The sequence below is a fragment of the Cellulosimicrobium sp. RS genome (genome assembly GCF_046159675.1).
In the GTDB taxonomy this organism is placed as follows: Bacteria; Actinomycetota; Actinomycetes; order Actinomycetales; family Cellulomonadaceae; genus Cellulosimicrobium; species Cellulosimicrobium funkei.
In genome coordinates this window covers 158,625-179,369 of the sequence record NZ_JBJXVU010000009.1, presented here as the reverse complement: position 1 = coordinate 179,369, position 20,745 = coordinate 158,625, and the positions used below count along the sequence as shown (strand labels likewise).

At 76.6% G+C, this 20,745-nt stretch carries 21 protein-coding genes; 11 read left to right on the top strand and 10 right to left on the bottom strand.

The features are described from left to right. Positions 1-89: 89 nt before the first annotated feature. From ACI769_RS14910 to ACI769_RS14900, 3 genes are read left to right on the top strand one after another with little or no spacing between them, the layout of a single operon-like run. Positions 90-494: a molybdopterin-binding protein gene (locus tag ACI769_RS14910; RefSeq protein ID WP_085387225.1), complete on the top strand. Its 405-nt coding sequence runs from the start codon at positions 90-92 to the stop codon at positions 492-494. Further along, the gene (gene modA / locus ACI769_RS14905; protein ID WP_085387224.1) at positions 491-1,342 is read left to right on the top strand and encodes a molybdate ABC transporter substrate-binding protein; all 852 of its coding nucleotides are present in this window, start codon (positions 491-493) and stop codon (positions 1,340-1,342) included. Before ACI769_RS14910 ends, modA begins: the two co-directional genes overlap by 4 nt. Before the next feature lie 25 nt (positions 1,343-1,367). After that, complete coding sequence (locus ACI769_RS14900) at positions 1,368-3,542, top strand: ABC transporter permease (RefSeq protein ID WP_409141862.1); 2,175 nt, start codon at positions 1,368-1,370, stop codon at positions 3,540-3,542. 45 nt (positions 3,543-3,587) lie between these two features. On the opposite strand, the gene ACI769_RS14895 is transcribed toward ACI769_RS14900, so the two are convergent. Continuing rightward, on the bottom strand, positions 3,588-4,292 hold the full coding sequence (locus tag ACI769_RS14895; protein WP_354051061.1) for an FCD domain-containing protein: 705 nt from the start codon (positions 4,290-4,292) through the stop codon (positions 3,588-3,590). Positions 4,293-4,457: 165 nt separating this feature from the next. Here ACI769_RS14895 and ACI769_RS14890 point away from each other — a divergent pair, with 165 nt between their 5' ends. Both ACI769_RS14890 and ACI769_RS14885 read left to right on the top strand, forming a co-directional pair. Beyond that, the gene (locus ACI769_RS14890; protein WP_409141861.1) at positions 4,458-5,033 is read left to right on the top strand and encodes a gluconokinase; all 576 of its coding nucleotides are present in this window, start codon (positions 4,458-4,460) and stop codon (positions 5,031-5,033) included. Between the two features lie 104 nt (positions 5,034-5,137). After that, positions 5,138-6,520 carry a GntP family permease gene (locus ACI769_RS14885; RefSeq protein ID WP_409141860.1) on the top strand — a complete coding sequence of 461 codons (1,383 nt, stop codon included), beginning with the start codon at positions 5,138-5,140 and terminating at the stop codon, positions 6,518-6,520. A 64-nt stretch (positions 6,521-6,584) separates the two neighbouring features. Here the strand turns inward: ACI769_RS14885 and ACI769_RS14880 are convergent, their stop codons facing one another. The 3 genes from ACI769_RS14880 to ACI769_RS14870 all read right to left on the bottom strand — a co-directional run bounded on the left by ACI769_RS14880 (position 6,585) and on the right by ACI769_RS14870 (position 10,827). Continuing rightward, complete coding sequence (locus ACI769_RS14880) at positions 6,585-8,300, bottom strand: hypothetical protein (protein ID WP_409141859.1); 1,716 nt, start codon at positions 8,298-8,300, stop codon at positions 6,585-6,587. 87 nt (positions 8,301-8,387) lie between these two features. Beyond that, the gene (locus tag ACI769_RS14875) at positions 8,388-9,554 is read right to left on the bottom strand and encodes a hypothetical protein (RefSeq protein WP_409141858.1); all 1,167 of its coding nucleotides are present in this window, start codon (positions 9,552-9,554) and stop codon (positions 8,388-8,390) included. A 106-nt stretch (positions 9,555-9,660) separates the two neighbouring features. Further along, positions 9,661-10,827 (bottom strand): VIT1/CCC1 family protein, encoded by a 1,167-nt coding sequence (locus ACI769_RS14870; protein WP_085387219.1) that lies wholly within the window; start codon positions 10,825-10,827, stop codon positions 9,661-9,663. A gap of 168 nt (positions 10,828-10,995) precedes the next feature. Here ACI769_RS14870 and ACI769_RS14865 point away from each other — a divergent pair, with 168 nt between their 5' ends. Beyond that, entirely contained in the window at positions 10,996-11,376 is a 381-nt protein-coding gene (locus ACI769_RS14865; protein ID WP_043659735.1) for an FKBP-type peptidyl-prolyl cis-trans isomerase, read from the top strand. Positions 11,377-11,464: 88 nt separating this feature from the next. Here ACI769_RS14865 and ACI769_RS14860 read toward each other — a convergent pair whose 3' ends face one another. Beyond that, the gene (locus ACI769_RS14860; protein WP_144722106.1) at positions 11,465-12,211 is read right to left on the bottom strand and encodes a DedA family protein; all 747 of its coding nucleotides are present in this window, start codon (positions 12,209-12,211) and stop codon (positions 11,465-11,467) included. A 284-nt stretch (positions 12,212-12,495) separates the two neighbouring features. On the opposite strand from ACI769_RS14860, the gene ACI769_RS14855 reads away from it, so the two are divergent. Further along, positions 12,496-13,083: a ribonuclease H gene (locus tag ACI769_RS14855; RefSeq protein ID WP_085387217.1), complete on the top strand. Its 588-nt coding sequence runs from the start codon at positions 12,496-12,498 to the stop codon at positions 13,081-13,083. 157 nt (positions 13,084-13,240) lie between these two features. Further along, positions 13,241-14,251 carry a DNA-3-methyladenine glycosylase family protein gene (locus ACI769_RS14850; RefSeq protein WP_409141857.1) on the top strand — a complete coding sequence of 337 codons (1,011 nt, stop codon included), beginning with the start codon at positions 13,241-13,243 and terminating at the stop codon, positions 14,249-14,251. 78 nt (positions 14,252-14,329) lie between these two features. On the opposite strand, the gene ACI769_RS14845 is transcribed toward ACI769_RS14850, so the two are convergent. From ACI769_RS14845 to ACI769_RS14835, 3 genes are all read right to left on the bottom strand, one after another. Further along, entirely contained in the window at positions 14,330-14,509 is a 180-nt protein-coding gene (locus tag ACI769_RS14845) for a hypothetical protein (protein WP_021483013.1), read from the bottom strand. 162 nt (positions 14,510-14,671) lie between these two features. Then, a complete protein-coding gene (locus ACI769_RS14840) occupies positions 14,672-15,370 on the bottom strand; it encodes a DsbA family protein (RefSeq protein ID WP_409141856.1) in 699 nt (232 codons plus the stop codon). 48 nt (positions 15,371-15,418) lie between these two features. After that, a complete protein-coding gene (locus ACI769_RS14835) occupies positions 15,419-16,045 on the bottom strand; it encodes a DinB family protein (RefSeq protein WP_085387215.1) in 627 nt (208 codons plus the stop codon). A 499-nt stretch (positions 16,046-16,544) separates the two neighbouring features. Between ACI769_RS14835 and ACI769_RS14830 the strand changes: the two genes are divergently transcribed. Together ACI769_RS14830 and ACI769_RS14825 are read left to right on the top strand one after the other, a co-directional pair. Continuing rightward, positions 16,545-17,192, top strand: a complete 648-nt coding sequence (locus tag ACI769_RS14830; RefSeq protein ID WP_085387214.1) for a histidine phosphatase family protein — start codon at positions 16,545-16,547, stop codon at positions 17,190-17,192. A gap of 22 nt (positions 17,193-17,214) precedes the next feature. Beyond that, entirely contained in the window at positions 17,215-17,772 is a 558-nt protein-coding gene (locus ACI769_RS14825; RefSeq protein ID WP_043659328.1) for a PH domain-containing protein, read from the top strand. Between the two features lie 3 nt (positions 17,773-17,775). On the opposite strand, the gene ACI769_RS14820 is transcribed toward ACI769_RS14825, so the two are convergent. Beyond that, a complete protein-coding gene (locus ACI769_RS14820; RefSeq protein WP_081600313.1) occupies positions 17,776-18,516 on the bottom strand; it encodes an MOSC domain-containing protein in 741 nt (246 codons plus the stop codon). A gap of 33 nt (positions 18,517-18,549) precedes the next feature. Further along, positions 18,550-20,073 carry an FGGY family carbohydrate kinase gene (locus tag ACI769_RS14815; protein ID WP_409141855.1) on the bottom strand — a complete coding sequence of 508 codons (1,524 nt, stop codon included), beginning with the start codon at positions 20,071-20,073 and terminating at the stop codon, positions 18,550-18,552. 37 nt (positions 20,074-20,110) lie between these two features. Here ACI769_RS14815 and ACI769_RS14810 point away from each other — a divergent pair, with 37 nt between their 5' ends. Continuing rightward, a complete protein-coding gene (locus tag ACI769_RS14810) occupies positions 20,111-20,743 on the top strand; it encodes a bifunctional 2-polyprenyl-6-hydroxyphenol methylase/3-demethylubiquinol 3-O-methyltransferase UbiG (protein WP_114554392.1) in 633 nt (210 codons plus the stop codon). Positions 20,744-20,745: the final 2 nt, after the last annotated feature.

The following is a 20,745-nucleotide window of genomic DNA, read 5'->3' as shown; positions in this document are numbered from 1 at the left end:
CGGGAAGACTGCACTTCGCCAGCCGGGCCGCGAAGCCCAGCGCATCCCCGCCGGTGACAGTCCGCAGATGCGGGCCTACGGTTGCATTCATGCCGCACTTTCGGATCCGCGAGGCCGCGAACCTGCTCGGGGTCAGCGACGACACCGTCCGCCGCTGGGTCGACGCCGGGGACCTCGCCGCGAGCGCCGACGACGCCGGGCGCAAGGTCGTCGACGGCGCGGAGCTCGCGCGCTTCGCCGTCGCGCAGTCGCACCCGACGCCCGACCCGTCGGGCGTCGCCCGCTCGGCCCGCAACCGGTTCGTGGGGATCGTGACGGACGTCGTGAGCGACACCGTCATGTCCCAGGTCGAGATGCTCTGCGGCGGCCAGCGCGTCGTGTCCCTCATGAGCACGGAGGCCGTGCGCGAGCTGCGGCTCGAGCCCGGCAGCCTGGCCGTCGCGGTGGTCAAGGCGACGACCGTCATCGTCGAGACCCCCGGAGGAGCCGCGTGAGCGCGCCCGCCCGCACGACCACCCGCCGCGCCACCGGGGGCCCTCTCGCGGCGCTCGGGGCGGCGGCCCTGGTCGCCGGCCTCGCCGCGTGCGCCACGGACGCGGGGACCGACGACGGCGCCGCCCCGGACGCCGCGCGCACGACGGCCGCGGACCGCACCCTCACCGTGCTCGCCGCGGCCTCGCTGCGCGACGTGTTCACCGACCTCGCGACGGACTTCGAGGACGAGCACGACGGCGTGACCGTCGCCCTGTCGTTCGCCGGGTCGTCCGACCTGGGCGACCAGATCCTCGCCGGCGCGCCGGCCGACGTCTTCGCGTCCGCGGACGAGCGCTCCATGACGCGCGTCGTGGACGCGGGGGACGCCGCCGACCCCGTCGCGTTCGCGACGAACACGCTGACGATCGTCACGCCGCCCGGCAACCCCGCGGGTGTCGAGACGTTCGCCGACCTCGCGGGGGACGACGTCAAGGTCGTCGTGTGCGCGCCGCAGGTGCCGTGCGGCAGCGCGACCGACACCGTCGCCGAGGCCGCGGGCGTGACCCTCCACCGCGTGAGCGAGGAGGCCAGCGTCACCGACGTGCTCGGCAAGGTGACGGCGGGCGAGGCCGACGCGGGGCTCGTCTACGTCACCGACGCGACGCTCGCGGGCGACGACGTCGAGGTCGTGGACGTGCCCGAGACGAGCGCCGCGCTCAACGTCTACCCGATCGCGCTCGTCGCGGCGGCCGAGGACGCCGGCCCGGAGCAGGTCGCGCTCGCGCAGGCGTGGGTGGACCTCGTGACCGGCGACGCCGGGCAGGCCGCGCTCGCCGCCGCGGGCTTCGGCACGCCCGACGCACCGTGACCCCCGTGCCTCCCGGCGGCTCCTGATGCGCGGCCTGCCCCGCTGGGTCCTCGTCCCCGCGCTGCTGGGCGCGCTGTTCGTCGTCGTGCCCGTGGTGGCGATGGTCGGGCGCGTGGAGCTCACGCCGGGGCCGGACGGGACCGGCGGCTTCTGGGCGCTCGTGACCTCTCCGGCGGCTCTCGACGCGCTCGGCCTGTCGCTGCGCACGGCGCTCGCCGCGACGGCGTGCTGCGTGGTGCTCGGCGCGCCCATGGCTCTCGTCCTCGCGCGCACCACGTTCCCGGGGCAGCGCGTCGCACGCGCCCTCGTGCTCCTGCCGCTCGTGCTGCCGCCCGTCGTCGGCGGCATCGCGCTGCTGCACACGTTCGGGCGGCGGGGCCTGATCGGCCGGCACCTCGAGGTGCTGGGGATCGAGGTCGCGTTCACGACGACGGCCGTCGTGCTGGCGCAGACCTTCGTCGCGCTGCCGTTCCTCGTGCTCAGCCTGGAGGGTGCGCTGCGCAGCCAGAACACGCGCCTCGAGGACGTCGCCGCGACGCTCGGCGCGCGGCCCACGACCGTCCTGCGCCGGGTCACGCTCCCCCGCGTCCTGCCGGGGCTGCTGTCCGGCGCCGTGCTCGCGTTCGCGCGCGCCCTCGGTGAGTTCGGGGCGACCCTGACGTTCGCGGGCGCGCTCCAGGGCGTCACGCAGACCCTGCCGCTCGAGATCTACCTCCAGCGCAGCGCGGACCCGGACAGCGCGGTCGCGCTGTCGTTCGTGCTCGTCGTGGTCGCGGTCCTCATCACCGCGGTCGTCCACGGGCCGCGCGCGCTCGGGGCCCCGCGCCCGCGGCGAGGCGTCCGGGGCTCCCTGCCCGACGGCGGCCCGCGCCCCCGCGCCGTCGTCTCCCCTGGCCTTCAGGCCGACCCGCCGGGCAACCGGGCCCCGGCACCCGCCGGGCCTGCGGCCCCGACGCCCCCGGCCGCGCTGACCGTGCGCGCCGTCGTGCCGGAGCGCGGGCTCGACGTGGACCTCACCGTCGCGCCGGGCGAGGTCGTGGCGGTGCTCGGCGAGAACGGGGCGGGCAAGTCCACGCTCGTGCAGGTCGTCGCGGGCCTGCTCACGCCCGGCGAGGCCCCGGGTGCGCGCGTCGCCGTCGGGCACGACGACGTCTCGCGCCTCCCGCCGCGCCGTCGTCACCTCGCGTGGCTGAGCCAGCGCCCGCTGCTGTTCGAGCACCTGTCGGTCGAGGACGACGTCGCGTTCGGCCTTCGGTCCCGGGGCGTGCCCCGCGCCCGTGCCCGCGGGGAGGCCCGCGACGCGCTCGCGCGCGTCGGCGCGGCGGACCTCGCGCGGCGCCGCTCGACCGACCTCTCGGGCGGGCAGGCGCAGCGCGTCGCGATCGCCCGGGCGCTCGTGACCGACCCGCGCGTGCTCCTGCTGGACGAGCCGCTCGCGTCGCTCGACGTCGGCGTCGCGCAGCGCGTCAGGACCGTGCTGCACCACGCGCAGCGCGAGCACCCGCGCACGACCCTGCTCGTGACCCACGATCTGCTCGACGTGCTGCTCCTCGCGGACCGCGTCGTCGTGCTGGGGGGCGGCCGCGTCGTCGAGGACGGCCCGGTCGACGCGGTGCTCACACGGCCGCGGTCCCGGTTCGCCGCGCGCCTCGCGGGCGTCAACCTGCTCGCGGGGAGCGTCGCGCACGTCGCCGTCCCGGAGCCGGCGCGGACGGCGGGCGGTGGTGCGTCGGAGACAGCGGGCGGGACCGCGGACGGGACGGACCTGGTCGAGGTCGCAGCGGACGCCCCGGGCGCGGAGACCATCGCGCGCGAGGTGACCGTCGCCGTCGACGGCGCGGAGGTCCGCGTGCACGGGACGGCGGACGAGCCGCTCGCGGTCGGGGGCGGCGCCGTGGCGGTGTTCGAGCCGCGCGCGGTCGCCGTGCACCGCACGACGCCCGAGGGCAGCCCGCGCAACGCGTACCGGGTCGTCGTGACGAGCGTCGAGCCGCACGGGCCGCTCCTGCGCGTGTGGGGACGCGCGCTGGACGACGACCCGGGCGACCCGACCGCGGGGGCGACGACCGCCGTCGGGCACGACGCGACGCGCCTCGCCGCCGATCTCACGCCGCGCGCGGTCGCCGAGCTCGGCCTGGTGCCGGGCGAGCGCGTCTGGTTCGTCGTCAAGGCGGCCGAGGTCCGCGTGCACGCCCGCTGAGCCCGCGGGACCCGCCAGCCCTCGACGGGACCGGGGGCGTGCCGCTCAGGCGGGAGCGGGCGGGACACCGCCGAGCGCGGTGCGGACCTCGCCCACGATCGCGGCCATCGCGGCCTCGGCGGCCTCCGGGTCGCCGTCCGCCACGGCGCGCGCGACGGCCTCGTGCTGGTCGAGTGCCTCGGGGACGGGCGAGGCGGGCATGAGGCCGAGGTGCGTCCGACCGCTGAGGACGGCCGCGACCACGCCCGCGAGCGCGCCGAACATCTCGTTGCCGCTCGCGCGGAGCAGGATCTCGTGGAACCGGACGTCGAGCGCGAGGAACTCCTCGAGGTCGCCCGCCTCCCCGAGCAGGCGCATGCGCCCGGCGGCGGCGACGAGCTCGGCCCGCTCGTCGGGCGTGGCGTGGAGCGCGGCCCCGGCGGCGGCGAGCGGCTCGACGGCGTGCCGCAGCTCGGTGAGCGTGCGGAGCTGCGGGTCGCGGCCGGGGCCCTCGAGCCGCCAGCGGATGACGCGCGGGTCGAGCACGTTCCAGTCCTCGATGCCGAGCACGACGATCCCGACCCGGCGCCTCGACCGGACGAGGCCGAGCCCTTCGAGGAGCCGCATGACCTCGCGCGCGACGGTGCGCGACACCCCGAACTCGGAGCCGATCGACTCCAGGGTCAGCGGCGTGCCCGCCGGGACGTCGCCGCTGGTGATGCGACGTCCGAGGGAGTCGAGCACGGTGGTGTGCAGGACCGTCGTCGCCATGCCTCGCAGCCTAGTGGCGGCAAATGGTGCTATCAATCACTTGCCAAAGGTGCTACCAATAGCCCACAGTAGAGGCCGAGGACGACCACGACGGTCGCCACCGGGACGGCCGGGCCCCAGGCACCGACCCGACCGGACGCCCCCACCCGACACGGAAGTCGACACATGGACACCGACGTCAGCTCCACCGACCGGCCCGACGACACCGGGCACCGCCCCCTGCCCCAGCACCTCGTCGTCATGGGCGTCGCCGGCTCGGGCAAGACCACCGTCGCGACGCTGCTCGCGCAGCGCCTCGGCACCGAGTACGCGGAGGCCGACCGCTTCCACCCGCAGGCCAACATCGACAAGATGAGCGCCGGGACGCCGCTCACCGACGACGACCGGTGGCCCTGGCTCGAGGCGATCCGCGACTGGCTGAGCAGCGAGGCGGAGGCCGGCCGGTCCGGCGTCGTCACGTGCTCCGCGCTCAAGCGCACCTACCGCGACCTGCTGCGCACGGCCCGCGGCGAGGTGTGCTTCGTCCACCTCGACGGCACCCCCGAGCTCCTCGCCGAGCGCATGCAGCACCGCAGCGGACACTTCATGCCCACGTCGCTCCTGCCGTCGCAGCTCGCCACGCTCGAGCCCCTGGCCGACGACGAGCCCGGCTTCACGCTCGACGTCTCCGCCACGCCCGAGCAGGTCGTGGAGGAGATCCTCGCCCGGACCCGCCTGAGCGACGCCTCGGGCACGCGCTGAGCGACGCCTCGGGCGAGCGCTGAGCCGCGCCGCCCTCCCTGACCCTCACCCCTGCACCACGCACCACGCACCACGCACCCGACCCGACCGTCGACGGAGACACCATGCCCCCCGAGGACTGGACACAGACCCTGACCGCCGGACCGCTGCTCGCCATCGCCGCCGGCGCGATCGCGATCCTGCTGTTCCTCATCATCAAGCTCAAGCTGCACGCCTTCGTGGCGCTCATCCTCGTCAGCCTGCTCACCGCGGTGATCGCCGGCATCCCGACGGGGTCGATCGTCGCGGTGCTCACCGCCGGGTTCGGCTCGACGCTCGCGACCGTCGCGCTCCTCGTCGGGCTCGGCGCCATGCTCGGCAGGCTCGTCGAGACGAGCGGCGGCGCCAAGGTCATGGCCGACTTCCTCATCGAGAAGTTCGGGGAGAAGCGGGCACCGTTCGCGCTCGGCCTCGCCTCCCTCATCTTCGGCTTCCCCATCTTCTTCGACGCCGGTCTCGTCGTCATGCTGCCGATCGTCTTCTCCGTCGGGCGTCGGCTGGGCGGCTCGCTCCTCCTCTACGGCCTGCCCGTCGCGGGTGCGTTCTCCGTCATGCACATCTACGTGCCGCCGCACCCCGGCCCCGTCGCCGCGACCGAGTTCCTCGGCGCGAACATCGGCATCGTCATCCTGCTCGGCCTCGTCGTCGCCATCCCGACGTGGTACGTCACGAGCTACCTGTTCGGCCGCTTCGCCGGACGCCGCATCGAGCTACCCATCCCCGCGATCCTCGGCGAGGCCGACGAGGACCAGCTCGAGAACCCGCCGAAGTTCGGCACCGTCGTCGCGATCCTCCTGCTCCCGCTCGTGCTCATCTTCGCCAACACGGGCCTCGACGCGCTGCGCGCGGCCGGAGCCGTCGACGGGGACAACCCCGCCGTGCAGACGCTGCGCGCCATCGGCGCGACGCCCGTCGCGCTGCTCATCACCGTGCTCGTCGCCGCCTGGGTCCTGGGTCGCCGCCGCGGCGTCTCCGGGACGGTGCTGGAGAAGACCCTCGACTCGGCGCTCGGCCCGGTGTGCTCGGTCATCCTCATCACCGGCGCGGGCGGCATGTTCGGTGGCGTCCTGCGCGCGACCGGGATCGGCGACGCGCTCGCCGACGTGCTCGGCGACCTCGGCCTGCCCGTCATCGTGGCCGGGTTCCTCATCGCGGCGATCCTCCGCGTGGCGCAGGGTTCCGCGACCGTCGCGCTGACCACCGCGGCAGGGCTCATCGCCCCGGCGGTGGAGGCCGGCGGGTTCAACGCGATCGAGCTCGCCGCGGTCGTCGTGGCCGTCGCAGCGGGCTCGGTGGTGCTCAGTCATGTGAACGACTCCGGGTTCTGGCTCGTGGGCCGGTTCTTCGACATGGACGTCAAGACGACCCTCCGCACGTGGACGGTGATGGAGACGGCCATCGGCGTCATGGGGTTCGCCATCGCGGCCCTCGTCTTCGCCGTCGCGTAGCGCGCGACGAGCGCGGCCAGGACCGCCCGGGCAGCTGCCCGGGCGGTCCTGCCGTCTCTGGACGTCAGCTCCGGTCGGTGAAGACCGGGGTGTAGGCGTCCGGGTCCGCGACCCAGGACTTCCGGCGGAAGCGCTGGAGCGACAGACCGAGCAGCGTCAGCAGCCCGGCCATGACGAGCAGACCCAGGTCACCGCCCGCGCCCGTCGTGGCGAGGGCGGTCGGGCCCGACGCCGTGACGGCACCGGACGCGGCGGTCACCGCACCGGTCGCGGCACCGGCCGAGGTGCCCGTCCCCGTGCTCACCGGGTTGAGCACCCGGGTCACCGAACCGCCGGTCGTCCCCGGGTCCGCCGGGCCGGTCGGGCCCGTGGGGCCCGTGGGGTCGGTGGGGTCGGTGGGGTCGGTGGGGTCCGTCGGGTCGGTCGGGTCCGTGGGGTCCGTCGGGTCGGTCGGGTCCGTGGGGTCCGTCGGGTCGGTCGGGTCCGTCGGCACGACGGCGGACGTCGGGCACCCCGCCGAGGCGTCGCCCAGGAGGCCCACACCCACGCCGCAGACCGTCACGGGCACGGTCACCGGCAGGTCGACGTCCAGGTCGGGCAGCGCCCCGAGGACGCCGTCCTCACCGAGCACGCCGTCCAGCACGCCGCCGTCGCCCAGCAGCCCGTCCTCGCCCAGCACGCCGTCGAGCAGACCGTCGCCCGACGAGCCGCCGAGCAGGTCGTCCACGAGACCGTCCTCGCCGAGCACGCCGTCCAGCAGGTCGTCGCCCTCACCGAGCAGACCGCCCCCGAGGAGCCCGTCGCCCAGCAGGTCGTCGACGAGGCCGTCCTTGCCGAGGACGCCGTCGAGCAGGCCCGAGCCGTCGGTGCCGGTCGAGCCGGTCCCGTCGCCCGAACCCTCGCCGGCCGTCCCGCCGCCGACCGTGGCGTCACCGCCCACACCGACGGCGACACCCGACACGTCCACCGGGACGGTCACCGGCACGTCGAGGTCCACGCCGGACGCCTCCTCGCCGGTCGAGCCGTCGGCGCCACCACCGGCCGCGGGAGCCGACGGCTGCGCCGGAGCCGGCGTCACCTCCGCGTCGCCCAGGACACCGGCAGCGACCCCCGACACGTTCACCGGGACCGCCACCGGCACGTCGACGTCCACCCCGGACGCCTCCTCGCCGGTGGAGCCCTCGGCCCCACCACCGGTCGCCGGAGCCGACGGCTGCGCCGCCGGAGCCGGGGCCACCGTGGCGTCCCCCAGGACACCGGCAGCGACCCCCGACACGTTCACCGGAACCGTCACCGGCACGTCGAGGTCGACGTCCGCCGGGTCCGCCCCCGTGGCAGGAGCAGGCTCCGGCGCGGGCGCCGGCTCGGCCGGTGCCTGGGTCACCGCGGCGTCACCGAGGACACCGGCAGCGACACCCGACACGTCCACCGGGATCGTCACGGGTACGTCCACGTCCACGTCCGCGGGAGCCGCCGGGGCGGGCTCCCTCGTGGGCGCGGGCGCGGGAGCCGGAGCGGGCTCCGGCGCGGACGTGACGGCGGCGTCGCCCAGGGCGCCCACCGCGACGTCGGACACGGTCACGGGGACGTGCACGGGCACGTCGACCGCGACGTCGGGCAGGACCTCGGTCACCTGGCTCAGCGGAGCCTCGACCGACACGTCCAGTCCGAGATCGCCGAGGAGGTCGCCCTCGGCTGCGTGGGCCGCTCCGGCCCCGACGACCACGAGGCCGCCTGTGACGAGCGCTGTGCGCAGCGCGCGCCGGACGAAGGTGTGCATGATCGTTTCTCTTTCCTGCTCAGAAGTGGCTGGCGCACGACGGCGCCGGGTCGCGTCTGCCGCGCTCGGGGCGCGACGCGAGCCACGTCAGGCAGGAGAGACGGGGACCTCGAAGAAGGTCGAGGGGTGCTTCGACCGCGCGTCGTCCACGACGGCGGTCCAGGAGGAGAGCGCGGGGGCGTCGGCACCGCTGGCGACCGCCGCGAGCTCGCCGCCCGCCCCGGCGCGCTGCGCGCTGCCGGAGGGCGAGGGAGTGGTGCCGGGGCCGCCGTCGGAGGGGACGCCCCCGGGGCCGGCCGGCCCGTCGGAGGGCAGCGCCGCGCCCGGCGGCGCGCCGTTCGGTGCGACGTCGACCGCCGCCGTCCGGGCGCGCGCGTCCCTCGCGGCGACATCCTCGGGGCCGTCGCGGCCCGTCGTGGTGGCGCTGGGCTCGGCGGCCGCCGGTGCGGCGGGCGGGAGCGAGGGGACGGCGGTCACCGACGGCGCGGCCACGGCGCCGCCCGGGTCGACCGTGCCCGGCGTCGACGGGACGCCGACCGGCGGGTCGTCCGCGCCGGGGGTGCCCGTGCCAGGGGTCCCGGGGAGCAGCGGCGTCAGCGGGTCCAGCGGAGCGAGCGGGCTCGTGATCGGGCCGAGCACCGGGTCGGTCACGGGGGCCAGGACGTCGAGGACCGGCGTCAGCGCCTCCAGGACCGGGGTCACCGGGTCGAGCGCGGGCGAGACCGTCTCGAGCACGGGGTTCACCACGGGGGCGACCGCCTCGACGACGGGCGTCGCGGCCGGCACGACGGCGTCGAGCACCGGCGTCGTCACGGGCGCGACGGCGTCGGTCACCGGCTGCACGACGGGCGCCACCGGCTCCACGACCTGCTCGACCACGGGGGCGACCGGCTGGACGACCTGCTCGACCACCGGCGCGACGGGCCGCGCGACCTCCTCGACCACCGGGGCGGCGGGGGTGACGACCTTCTCCACGACCGGGGCGACGGGCTGGACCACGGGGGCGACGACGTCGCGCACGACGGGCTTGACCACGTCCTGGACGACCGGGTCGACGACGGTCTGCACCGTGGACGTCACGGGCGAGAGGGCCTTGCCGAGTCCGAGCGGGTCGTCCGCGGCGGACGCGCCGCCCGCGGTCGCGACGGCGAACGCGAGGCCGGCACCGAGACCGCCACCGGCGACGAGCGCGCGCACGAGCCAGCGACGGGCGGCCGGTGCGCGCCTGCCCTGCGCGTCGTGAGTCGCGTCCATCGTGTGCCCCGTGGGTCGTCGGTGCAGCGAAGGGGCGGGCCGTGGGGCCCGTCCGAGGTCACGGTAGGCACGGGAGTGTGAGGCTCACCACTCGACGCGCCGGATTTCACCCGACGGTTGCCCCGAACACCAGGCCGAGTGCGTACGTGGCCGCGGCCGCGCCGAACCCGATGGCGATCTGGCGCAGGGCCCGCGTGAGCGGGGACGTCCCCGAGAGCAGGCCCACGGTCGCGCCGGTCGCGAGCAGCGCGATCCCGACGAGGAGCGCCGCGACCCCGACCGCGAGGAAGCCCGTCATCCCGAGGAGGTACGGCACGACCGGGATGAGCGCACCCGACGCGAAGAAGAGGAACGACGAGACCGCCGCCCCCATCGCGGTCCCGTGCGTCTCGTGCTCGTCGATGCCGGGCGGCGGCGCGATCACCGTCTGCTGGGTGTAGGTGGCGAGGACGTCGGCCGCGTGCTCCTCGGCCTCGGCGGGGGCCATGCCGCGCGCCCGGTAGACGAGCGCGAGCTCGTTCGCGTCCACGTCGAGGTCGGGCAGCGCCGCCGACGCCTGCGGGCTCGGCGTCGACGCGTCGAGGAGCTCGCGCTGCGAGCGCACGGACACGTACTCCCCCGCGCCCATCGAGAGGGCCCCCGCGAGCAGGCCCGCGAGGCCCGAGAGCAGCACCGTGCTGTTCGACGCACCCGAGGCGCCGATGCCGAGGATCAGCGCGAGGTTCGACACGAGGCCGTCGTTCGCGCCGAACACCGCCGCGCGGAACGTCCCGGACATGCGGTTGCGCCCGCGCGTCGCGAGGCCGCGCACGACCTCCTCGTGGATCCGCTCGTCGGCGGCCATCCGGGGCGTCGCGTCGGCGTCGGTCGCGTACGTCGAGCGCGCCTCGGCCCGCTGGGCGAGCGCGAGCACGAACACGCCGCCGAAGCGCCGCGCGAGCCACCCGAGCGTGCGGGTGCGCCAGTCGCCGCGCAGCGGCCGTCCCGTGTCCTCGCCGAGCAGGTCGAGCCAGTGCTGCTCGTGACGGCGCTCCGCCTCCGCGAGCGCCAGCAGGATGTCCCGCTCCTCGCCCGTCCGGCGGCTCGCGAGGTCCCGGTACACCGCGGCCTCGGCGCGCTCGTCGGCCAGGAAGCGGCGCCACCGCCGCACCTCCTGCGGGGAGGGCCGGTGCCCGACGGCGGTCGGCGGCACCGCCGTCGGCGGCACCTCGGGTGCGCCCGGGCGCGCGGGGTCGGCGGGCACGCCGGAGGGCGGCTCAGGTGTGGTGGGCATGCCTCCATGATGGCGATTTTCGGGCTCGCGGTGTTGCGCGTCGCCGAACGGGACGTGCGGGGCGCCCCCGACCGGGGTTGCGGACGACCCCAACCTCGACCCCGCGCCGGAGCGCCGTCCGGCTCCGCACGCCGGACCGGGCGCCCGCCGCCGTGGTTGGATCGGAGCATGACCACTGGAGAGAACGGACTGTCCCGTCCCGAGGTCGACGCCCCGGAGGGTCCCGCGCCCACCGAGCTCGTCGTCGAGGACATCACCGTGGGCGACGGCCCCGAGGCCACGCCCGGCGCGACCGTGAACGTGCACTACCTCGGCGTCGAGTACGAGACGGGCGAGGAGTTCGACGCGTCGTGGAACCGCGGCGAGTCGATCAACTTCCCGCTGCGCAGCCTCATCGCGGGCTGGCAGCAGGGCATCCCGGGCATGAAGGTCGGCGGGCGCCGCAAGCTCGTCGTGCCGCCGGAGCTCGCGTACGGCCCGGCGGGCGGCGGGCACCGCCTGTCCGGCAAGACGCTGATCTTCGTCATCGACCTGCTCGGCGTGTCCTGACCGACGCGTCCAAGAGCGAGCGGGGGGCCCCGGCCGTCGGCCGGGGCCCTCGTGCGTCCCGGCCGTCCCGGGGCGGGTCTGGCGGGCCCTAGCTCCCGGCGCCGGGGCACGGGACGAGGGCGGGGTCCGTCTCCTCGGGCGCGCCGCCCGGCACCGCGAGCGCCGCGACGGCTGCCGGGACGGGGACCGGTCCCGTCGCCGGGGCGAGGGCCCGCTCGCGCCGCGCCGCGCGGAGCCGGACGACGGTGTCGACGAGGACGCCCAGCAGGATGCCCCCGACGACGCCCACCACGACGGCGAGCAGCGGGCTGTCGCCGACCCACGCGGCGGCGAGCGTCCCGATGACCACGGAGTACGTCGCCCACGTCGCAGAGGCGACGGCGGAGAGCGCCATGAACCGCCGCCGCGAGAACCCGACCGCGCCGGCGGTCACGTTGACGGCCGTGCGCCCGACGGGGACGAACCGCGCCCCGAGCACGACGGACGCGCCACGCCGGTCGAGGGACCGCGTGGCCCACTCGACCGCGCGCCGCCCACGCGCGCCCCGCAGGGCGGGCAGGGCACGGGTGCCGAGCGCGCGCCCCAGGGCGTAGGCGAGCTGGTCGCCGCACCAGGCGCCGAGCGCGGCGACCACGAGCACGATCCCCCACGCGACCCCGCCGCCCGACTGGGCCGCGACGGCGAGCATGACGATCACCGTCTCGCCCGGGATCGGCGGGAAGAACCCGTCGCCGGCGGTCGTCGCGAAGAGCACGGGGAGCGCCCACGCCGAGTCCACGAGCGCGAGCAGCCACGACTCGACCTGTCCCCACAGCTCCACGACCCACGCGACCATGCGTCCCAGCCTCGACGGCGCCGCCCCGCCGCACCATGGGGTATCCCCCCGGTTCTCCCCTGAGGCGACCCCGAGCGACGACGAAGGACAGGGACCGCCGGGGTTCCCGGACGTCGTCCCGGGACGCCCCGGAACGGCCCGCGGGGGGTGGGCCGCGCGCCTCCCGGAGGGGCGTCGTCGGACACGTGCACCACGACCCTCCCGGGCGGGGGACAATGGCGCCGACGCATTCGCCTCCCCGCGCCGCAGCCGGCGGGCGGGATCGTCCGTGATCGAGGAGCGCTGTGATCACTGTCAGCACCGACGGCTCGTGCCTGAGCAACCCGGGCGGAGCCATCGGGTGGGCGTGGATCAACCACGACGGCACGTTCGACTCCGGCGGCGCCGTGAGCGGGACCAACCAGGTCGCCGAGCTCACCGCGCTGCTCCAGGCGGTGCGCGCCCACCCGGGCGCGGAGCCGCTGCTCATCGAGTCCGACTCGCAGTACGCGATCAAGTGCGCGTCCGAGTGGGTGGTCGCCTGGAAGCGCAAGGGGTGGCGGACGGCGGGCGGCCAGCCCGTGAAGAATCTCGAGCTCGTCCAGGCGATCGACCGGGTCATCGCCGAGCGCGCGGGGCCCGTCCGGTTCCGCTGGGTGCGCGGCCACGTGGGCGACCCGTTCAACGAGCGCGCGGACCAGCTCGCGGGCCTCGCCGCCCAGGACTGGGCCGCGGGCCGCGGGGACCTCGACGGCACGCTCGTGCCCGAGCTCGGCGACCCGACCCGGTCGCCGGGCCGCGTGCCCGCACCGGCCGCCGCCGACCGGGGTGCACCCGCGGCCCGGCAGGCCGCGCCCGAGCCGGCGTGGGACATGGACACCCTCTTCGACTGACCCCTCCCGCCGAGCACGATCCTGCTCCGGTTCGAGCACGACCCTGCTGTCGCGAACGGGCCGATACCGCCAGCAACGTCGTGCTCGACGGCCGGGCGGTGAGGAGCGGTGAGGGCGGCGGGGTCGGGGCGTCGGCGGCGGGTGCGACCATGGACGGGTGACCGTCCTGCCGAGCACGGGCCGCCCGCCCGCCGAGCGCACGGTCGGCGACCTCGCGCAGCCCGGGCCGACGGCGCAGCCCGGCGCGCCGCTCGCGCGTCGCTTCCGGTCGGGGCGGCCGCTCGACCTGCACCTCACGCTCGACCGGCTCGCGCGGGGCCCCTACGACCCGACGTTCCGCCGCACGCCGTCCGGCGACGTGTGGCGCACGACCCGCGCGGAGAGCGGGCCCGCCGCCTACCGGCTGGTGCAGACCGGGCCGTGCGACGTCGTCGGGCACGCGTGGGGGCCGGGCGCCGCGGAGGTGCTCGACGGCCTGCCCCGCCTGCTCGGCGAGGACGACGACGACACGGGCTTCGCCCCGCCCGCCGTGCTGCGCGACGCCCACCGCCGCAGCCCCGGCCTGCGGATCCCGCGCACGGGGCGCGTGCTGGAGGCGCTCGTGCCGGCGATCCTCGAGCAGCGCGTGCAGTCCGTCGCGGCGTGGCGCTCGTGGAGCTGGCTCCTGCGTCGGCACGGCGAGCGCGCCCCGGGGCCCGCGGGCGACGCCGGGATGCTCGTCGTGCCCGACGCGGCCACCTGGGCGCGCGTCCCCACCTGGGACTGGCACCGCGCGAACGTCGACCCGGGCCGCGCGAGGACGGTCGTCGCGGCGGCGCGCGTCGCCCGGCGCCTCGAGGAGTGCGACCGCCTGCGCGACGTCCAGGGCGCGCCGGCCGCGCAGGCGCGGCTGCAGGCCGTGCCCGGCGTGGGCGTGTGGACGGCGGCCGAGGTCGCGCAGCGGGCGCTGGGCGACCCGGACGCCGTGTCCGTGGGCGACTACCACCTGGCCAAGGCGGTCGGGTGGGCGCTCGTGGGCGAGCGCGTCGACGACGAGCGCATGCTCGAGCTGCTCGCGCCGTACGCGCCGCACCGCTACCGCGTGGTGCGGCTCCTCGAGGTCTCCGGCCGGGCGCAGGCCCCGCGGCGCGGCCCGCGCCTGTCGATCCAGGACCACCGCCGCAACTGACCGGCCCCCGCCCCCCGCCGGGCGCAGGAAAGAGCCGCCGGAACGAGGCGTTCCGGCGGCTCTCTCAGGCACTCACGGTTACTCGGGGAGCGCGCACGACCCGTCGACGCACACCGCGGCGTCGTCGGCGCCCACGAGCGTGAGGCCCGGCGCGGGCTCACGGTGCGGGGCGGCGGCGTCCGCGGCGCTCACGGTCATGAGCGTCGTGCGGCGCGGGTTCGCGATCGAGTGGTAGAGGTTCGTGGTCGTGTCCGTCATCTGAGGCCTCCTCGTGGGATTCACGGGCGCCGGTGCACGTGTGGGCCGGCGTCGGTGCGGGCTGCGTCCAGTCTGGGTGATACCGAGTCGCAGTTCCACCGCACCGGGTGTGAGATGCGTCGCTTCCACGCCGCATCCCGATGTCGTCCGGGACGCCGCGGCTCAGGCCGCGTCACGCTCCGCGACGGCCTGCTGCAGCACCTGGACGAACACGGCCGGGTCCTGCGCACCCGAGACGCCGTACCGCCCGTCGACCACGAAGAACGGCACGCCGTTGATCCCGTAGGCGCGCGCCTGGTCGATGTCGGCCTGGACGTCGTCGGCCCAGCGCCCGTCCTCGAGCGCCGCGACGACCTCCGCGCGGTCGAGCCCGACCTCCGCCGCGAGGTCCGCGAGCTCCGCGACCCGGCCGACGTGACGGCCCTCCTCGAAGTACGCCTTGAGCAGCCGCTCCTTCATCTCGACCTGCTTGCCGTGCGCCTTCGCGTGGTGCAGCAGCTCGTGGGCCGTGAGCGTCTTGGTGTGCTGGAGCGCGTCGAAGTCGTAGCGCAGCCCCTCGGCCGCGGCGAGCTGCGTCATCTGCCCGAGCATCTGCTCGACCTGAGCGCGCGGCATCCCCTTGTGCCCGGCGAGGAAGTCCACCTCGGTGCCGTCGAAGTCGACGGGCGTGTCGGGCGCGAGCTCGAACGAGTGGTACTCGATGTCGACCTGCGGCCCGTCACCCGACTCCGCGAGGCGGCCGAGCGCCGTCTCGAGGCGTCGCTTGCCGACGTAGCACCAGGGGCACGCGACGCCGGACCAGATGTCGATCTTCACCGTAGGGGCGGCGGCGTCCGTCGGCGCCGGGCTGTTCGTGGTCATGTGACGCTTCAACCATCTGGGCGGCCGCGCGATTCCCGCGGCGGGCGGTCAGTGGGTGCCGTGCGCCGCGCGGTACAGGTCCTGGAGCACCATGATCTCGGCGCCGTGGTGCACGAGCTCGCGGTTCATGTGCGCGACGAGGTGGGCGAACGGCGCCTGCGCGTCGATCTCCGTCGCCTGGCTGAGCCCGACCGTGAATGCTCCGTCCTCGGGCAGGCCGTCGACGCCCGCGCGCCACCGCTCGACCTCGTGCCGCAGCCCGTCGACGGCGGGCCCGACCTCCCCCGAGAAGGTCACCGCGTCCCGGCGCCGCTCGTGCGGCCCGAACGTCCACTCCCAGCGCTCGAAGAACGCCTCGGTGAGGTGCGCGACGAGCCACGCCACCGTGCGCGGCTGCGGCGAGTCCGGGCCCTCCGGCCACTCCATCACCCACTCGCCCGCGCCGAGCGTGCGCGGCGTGCGCTCCGACCCCCGCCGCACGACCCGCAGCGCGTCCGGGCCCGGCTCCCACTCGAGCTCCGCCTGCGTCAGCGTCGCGAGCCGGTCGCTCAGCTCGAGCCACGAGAAGCCGAGCTGCCCCCGCACGACGGCGAGCGCCGTCGGCACCGTGAGGATGGACCAGTCGAACTCCGGGCTGCCGTACGCGGTCTGCCCGTCCGCCGTCTCGTGCACCATCGCGGTTCCTCCCCCGGACCGGCACGTCGGCGTCCCGCCGCGGCGCGGTCGCCGACGTCCTCGTCCGCGCGGTCTTTCCGACCACGCGTCCGGCCACCCTGCCGGGCCTCGCGGGGCGTGTCAACGCGGGCCGCACCCCGACGGCCGCACCCTGGCCCACCCCGGCCGGCCGCACCCCGGCGCACCCCGGCACGCAGCACCCACGGACCGCACCGCCGCGGCGCTGCGCGAGAATGGGGAGGCCCGCCCGTCCCCCAGGCCCGGAGTCCTCGTGCGCGTCCGCCCCCGTACCGTCCTGCTCGTCGCGACCGGGTTCGCCGTCGTCCTGCTCGGCGCTCTCGTCGTCTTCCTCGCCGTCAACGGCCTCGACGGCATCCCCGGCTGACCCCGGCCGCGCCCGTCGACCGAGGTCCCGGCACCACCCGGCAGGGCCGTCGCCGCGCGCCGTCCGCGCGCCGGGGTGATCCTGCTGAGGAACCCCGCGCAGGAAGGCCGCCCCGTGACCCCGACCGCCCCCTCCCCCGACCCGCAGCTCGTCCTCGTCCGCCACGGCGAGACGGAGTGGAGCGCGAGCGGGCGCCACACGGGCCGCTCGGACGTCCCGCTCACCGTCGCCGGCGAGCAGCAGGCGGTCGCGGCCGGCGTGTGGCTCCAGGGGTGGGCCGACCGCCGGGGGCGACGGCCCGCCGTCGTGCTCACGAGCCCCCGGGAGCGGGCGCGCCGGACCGCCGACCTCGCGGGCTTCCCCGCCGCCACGACCGACGACGACCTCGCCGAGTGGGACTACGGGCCCGTCGAGGGGCGCACGTCGGTCGCGGTCGGCGAGCAGCTCGGGCGCGAGTGGCTGCTCTTCCGCGACGGCGTGAACGTCCTCGCGGCGCCGGACGGGCACCGCGGCGAGGAGCTCGACCAGGTGGCGGCGCGGGCCGCCCGGGTGCTCGGGCGCGTCGAGCCGACGCTCCAGGACGGCGACGACGTGGTGCTGTTCGCGCACGGCCATCTGCTCCGCGTCCTCGCGACGGTCTGGCTGGGGCTCGACCCGACCCTGGGTGCGCGGTTCGAGCTCGGTACCGCGGCGATCTGCCTCCTCGGCTACGGGCACGGGCTGCGCACGGTCGAGGGCTGGAACCTGGCCGCGCAGGGGTAGCGCGGGTGGCACGATGCTGCCCATGGGACTGAGCGAGAAGCACCTCACCGAGGGCGAGCACGTCGTCATGGAGCTCAAGGAGCACGCCAAGGCGCTGTTCTGGCCGTTCGTGCTGCTGCTCGTGCTGGTCGCCGCCGTCGTGGTCACGGTCCTGCTCGTCCCGAACGACGTCGTCCGGTGGGTCGTGGCGGGTCTCGCGCTGGTCGCGGCGGTGGTCTGGGTGTTCGTGCCGTGGCTGCGCTGGCGCACCACGGAGTACACGGTGACGAACAAGCGCATCGCCATGCGCTCGGGGATCATCACGCGCACCGGCCGCGACATCCCGCTCTACCGGATCAACGACGTCAACTACGAGAAGGGTCCGATCGACCGGATCTTCGGCTGCGGCACCCTCGTCATCTCGGACGCGACCGACAAGCCCGGGCTGAACCTCCACGACGTGCCGGACGTCGAGAACGTCCAGGTGCGCCTGCACGACCTGCTCTTCACCGCCGACGACGGCTCCGACGACGGCGAGTGGCCGCCGAACGAGCCGCCCCGCGGCCGGCGCGGCCCGCGCATCCCCCGCGCGGAGCGCTGACGCTCAGTCCTCGATCCGGCGTCCGGCCGCGATCTCGGCGCGGGCGCGCAGCTCGTCCGTGAGCGTGACGTCGCCCTCGAGGTGGGCGGCGAGGAGGCGGCGCGCGAGCCCGGCCGCGCGCTCGGGGTCCGCGCCGCGCCCGTTCCAGGCGCCGAACCAGTCGGCGAGCGTCACCCCGTGCTCGGGCCGGTAGCAGACCGTCACCGCGTCGCCCGCGCGCAGCTCGCCGTGCTGCACGACGCGCAGGTACGCGCCGGTGCGGTTCGCGACCGTGAACCGCTTGACCCACCGGTCCTCGCCGAGGCGGCGCGCGAACGTCGAGCAGGGCGTGCGCGGCTGGGTGACCTCGAGGAGCGCGGTGCCCACGGCCCAGCGCTCGCCGACGACGGCCTCCGTGACCGGGATGCCCTCCACGCGCAGGTTCTCGCCGAACAGGCCCGGCGGGACGTCGCGACCGAGCTCGCCGGCCCACCAGTCCGCGTCGTCCTGCCCGTACGCGTACACCGCCTGCTCCTCGCCGCCGTGGTTCGCGCGGTCCGCCTGCAGGTCCGCGTAGAGCCCGAGCCGGCGCACCTTCACCGGTCCGGTGACGGGGCGCTTGTCGATCGCCGTGACGCCGACGGGCCCCGCGTCCGGCAGCAGGGCGTGCACGCGGCACACCGCGAGGATCTCGCCCGTGGGGGCGCTGGAGGCGAGGTCCGTGACGGGTGCGGTCCCGGTGGTCACGGCGGCTGCGGTGGACATCCCTCGATTCTCGCAGGGTCGGCCCCGGGTGCGTCACGCGAGGGCCGCGGCGGCCTCCCGCCAGCGCGCGAGGTGGTCGACGACGTCCGCCCGGCCCGGGCCCGGGAGCTCCGGCTCGTCCGCGGCGACGACCGGCTCGACCGGGTCGCCCGTGCCGCGCGCGGCGAGCAGCGCCGCGCCGACCGCGGTCGCGCTGCGGAGCCCGACGCGGTGGACGGGCCGGCCGAGCGCGTCGGCGAGGAGCCGGCGCACGAGCGGGTCGCGCGACCCGCCGCCCGTCACGACCACCGCACCCGGCTCGCCCTCCGGACGGCTCACGGGCGGTCCCGCGACGGGCGCCACGGCCGAGGCCGCGGGCGCCGGGTCGAGCAGGTCGACCGCCGCCGCGACCGCGAACACCATGCCCTCGACGGCGGCGCGCACGAGCTCGGGCCGCCCCGTGTCCTCGCGCAGCCCGGTCCACGCCCCGCGTGCGCCGGGACCGGCGACCCCGCCGCGCTCCCCGGTGAGGAACGGCAGGAACGTCACGCCGCCCGCGCCGTCGGGCACGGTCCGCGCGAGCGCGAGGCCGTCGGACCACCCCAGCCCGAGGACCCGCAGCGCCCAGCCGAGCGCGAGACCCGCGTTCTGCACCGCCGCGAGGCGGTACCACCGCGCGGCGGGGCCGGCGCCGGCGTCCGCGAAGGTGTGCACGAGGGGGTCGAGCACGGGCTCGGGCCGGTCGAGCGCGGCCATGACCTGCGCCCCCGTGCCGAGGTTGACGTGCAGCCCGGGCGCCCCGACGGCGAGCCGCGCGGCCGGGGTGTCCCCGCCGCCCACCACGACGGGCACCGCGCTCCCGCTCGCCGGGAACCACCGCGCGAGCCGGGCGGTCGTCCCGGCCACGGCGTCCGACGGCGCCACGCCCGGCAGGAGCCGGGCCGGCAGGTCGAGGTGCGCGACGACGTCGGCCGCCCAGGCGTCGCGGGGCACGTCCCACAGGAGCGTGCCCGCGGCGTCGGACCGGTCGGTCGTGGCGACGGGGAGGACGGGGTCGTCGACGAGCCACGCGCGAACGACGTCCTTGGGCAGCAGCACGTGCGCCGCGCGGTCGAGCGTCGCGGGGTCGTGCGCGGCGAACCAGTCGAGCACGGGCCCGGTCATCCCGGGCACGAGGGGGTTGGCGAGCGGGGCTCGCACGGCGTCGGGCAGCGCGCGCCAGCGGTCGAGCCGGTCGGCAGCGCGCGCGTCCGTCCACAGGACGGCCGGCACGACGGCGTCCCCCGCCGCGTCCACGAGCACCGCGGCGTGCATCTGGCCGGCGACGCCGACCGCGCGCACCGCGACCTCGCCGAGCCCGGCCGCGCGGGCGGCGAGGTCGTCGAGGGCGGTGCCGAGCGCCGTCGTCCAGGTCGCCGGGGCCGACTCGGAGCGGCCGGGGCGCGGGTGCTCGACGTCGTACGCCGCCTCGGCCTCCGCGACGACCGACCCGTCCCGGCCGAGGAGGACGAGCTTGAGCCCGCTCGTCCCGAGGTCGATGCCGAGGGTGGTGCCGAGGGTGGTGGGGACCAAGGTCACGGGACCGACTCTCCCACGCCCGGGTAGCGTCGGCGGCATGAGCGCCACCCGTCCCTCGCGCTGGGAGCAGAAGACCGCCGCCGACCCCTCGCACTCCACCTGGTACGTCGAACGCTTCCGGGCCATGGCCGCCCGGGGCGCCGACCTCGCGGGCGAGGCCCGCCTGGTCGACGCCATGCTGCCGCGCGGCTCCCGGGTCCTCGACGCGGGCTGCGGGCCGGGGCGCGTGGGCGCCGAGCTGTTCGCGCGCGGGCACGCCGTCGTGGGCGTCGACGTGGACCCCGTCCTGATCGACGCCGCGCGCACCGACCACCCAGGCCCCGACTGGCGCGTGGGCGACCTCGCGGAGCTCGACCTGCCCGCAGAGGGCGTCACCGAGCCGTTCGACCTGATCGTGTGCGCGGGCAACGTCGTGACGTTCCTCGCGCCGGGCACCGAGGTGGAGGTGCTGCGCCGCTTCCGCGCCCACCTCGCGCCCGGCGGCCGCGCCGTCGTGGGCTTCGGCACCGGTCGCGGGTACCCGCCCGAGCAGTTCCTCGCTGACGCCACGGAGGCAGGCCTGCACCTCGACCTCGCGCTCGCCACGTGGGACCTGCGCCCCTGGACCCCGGACGCCGACTTCCTCGTCGCCGTGCTCAGCGACGCGGCGCCCCGGCCGGGCGTGGCCTGAGC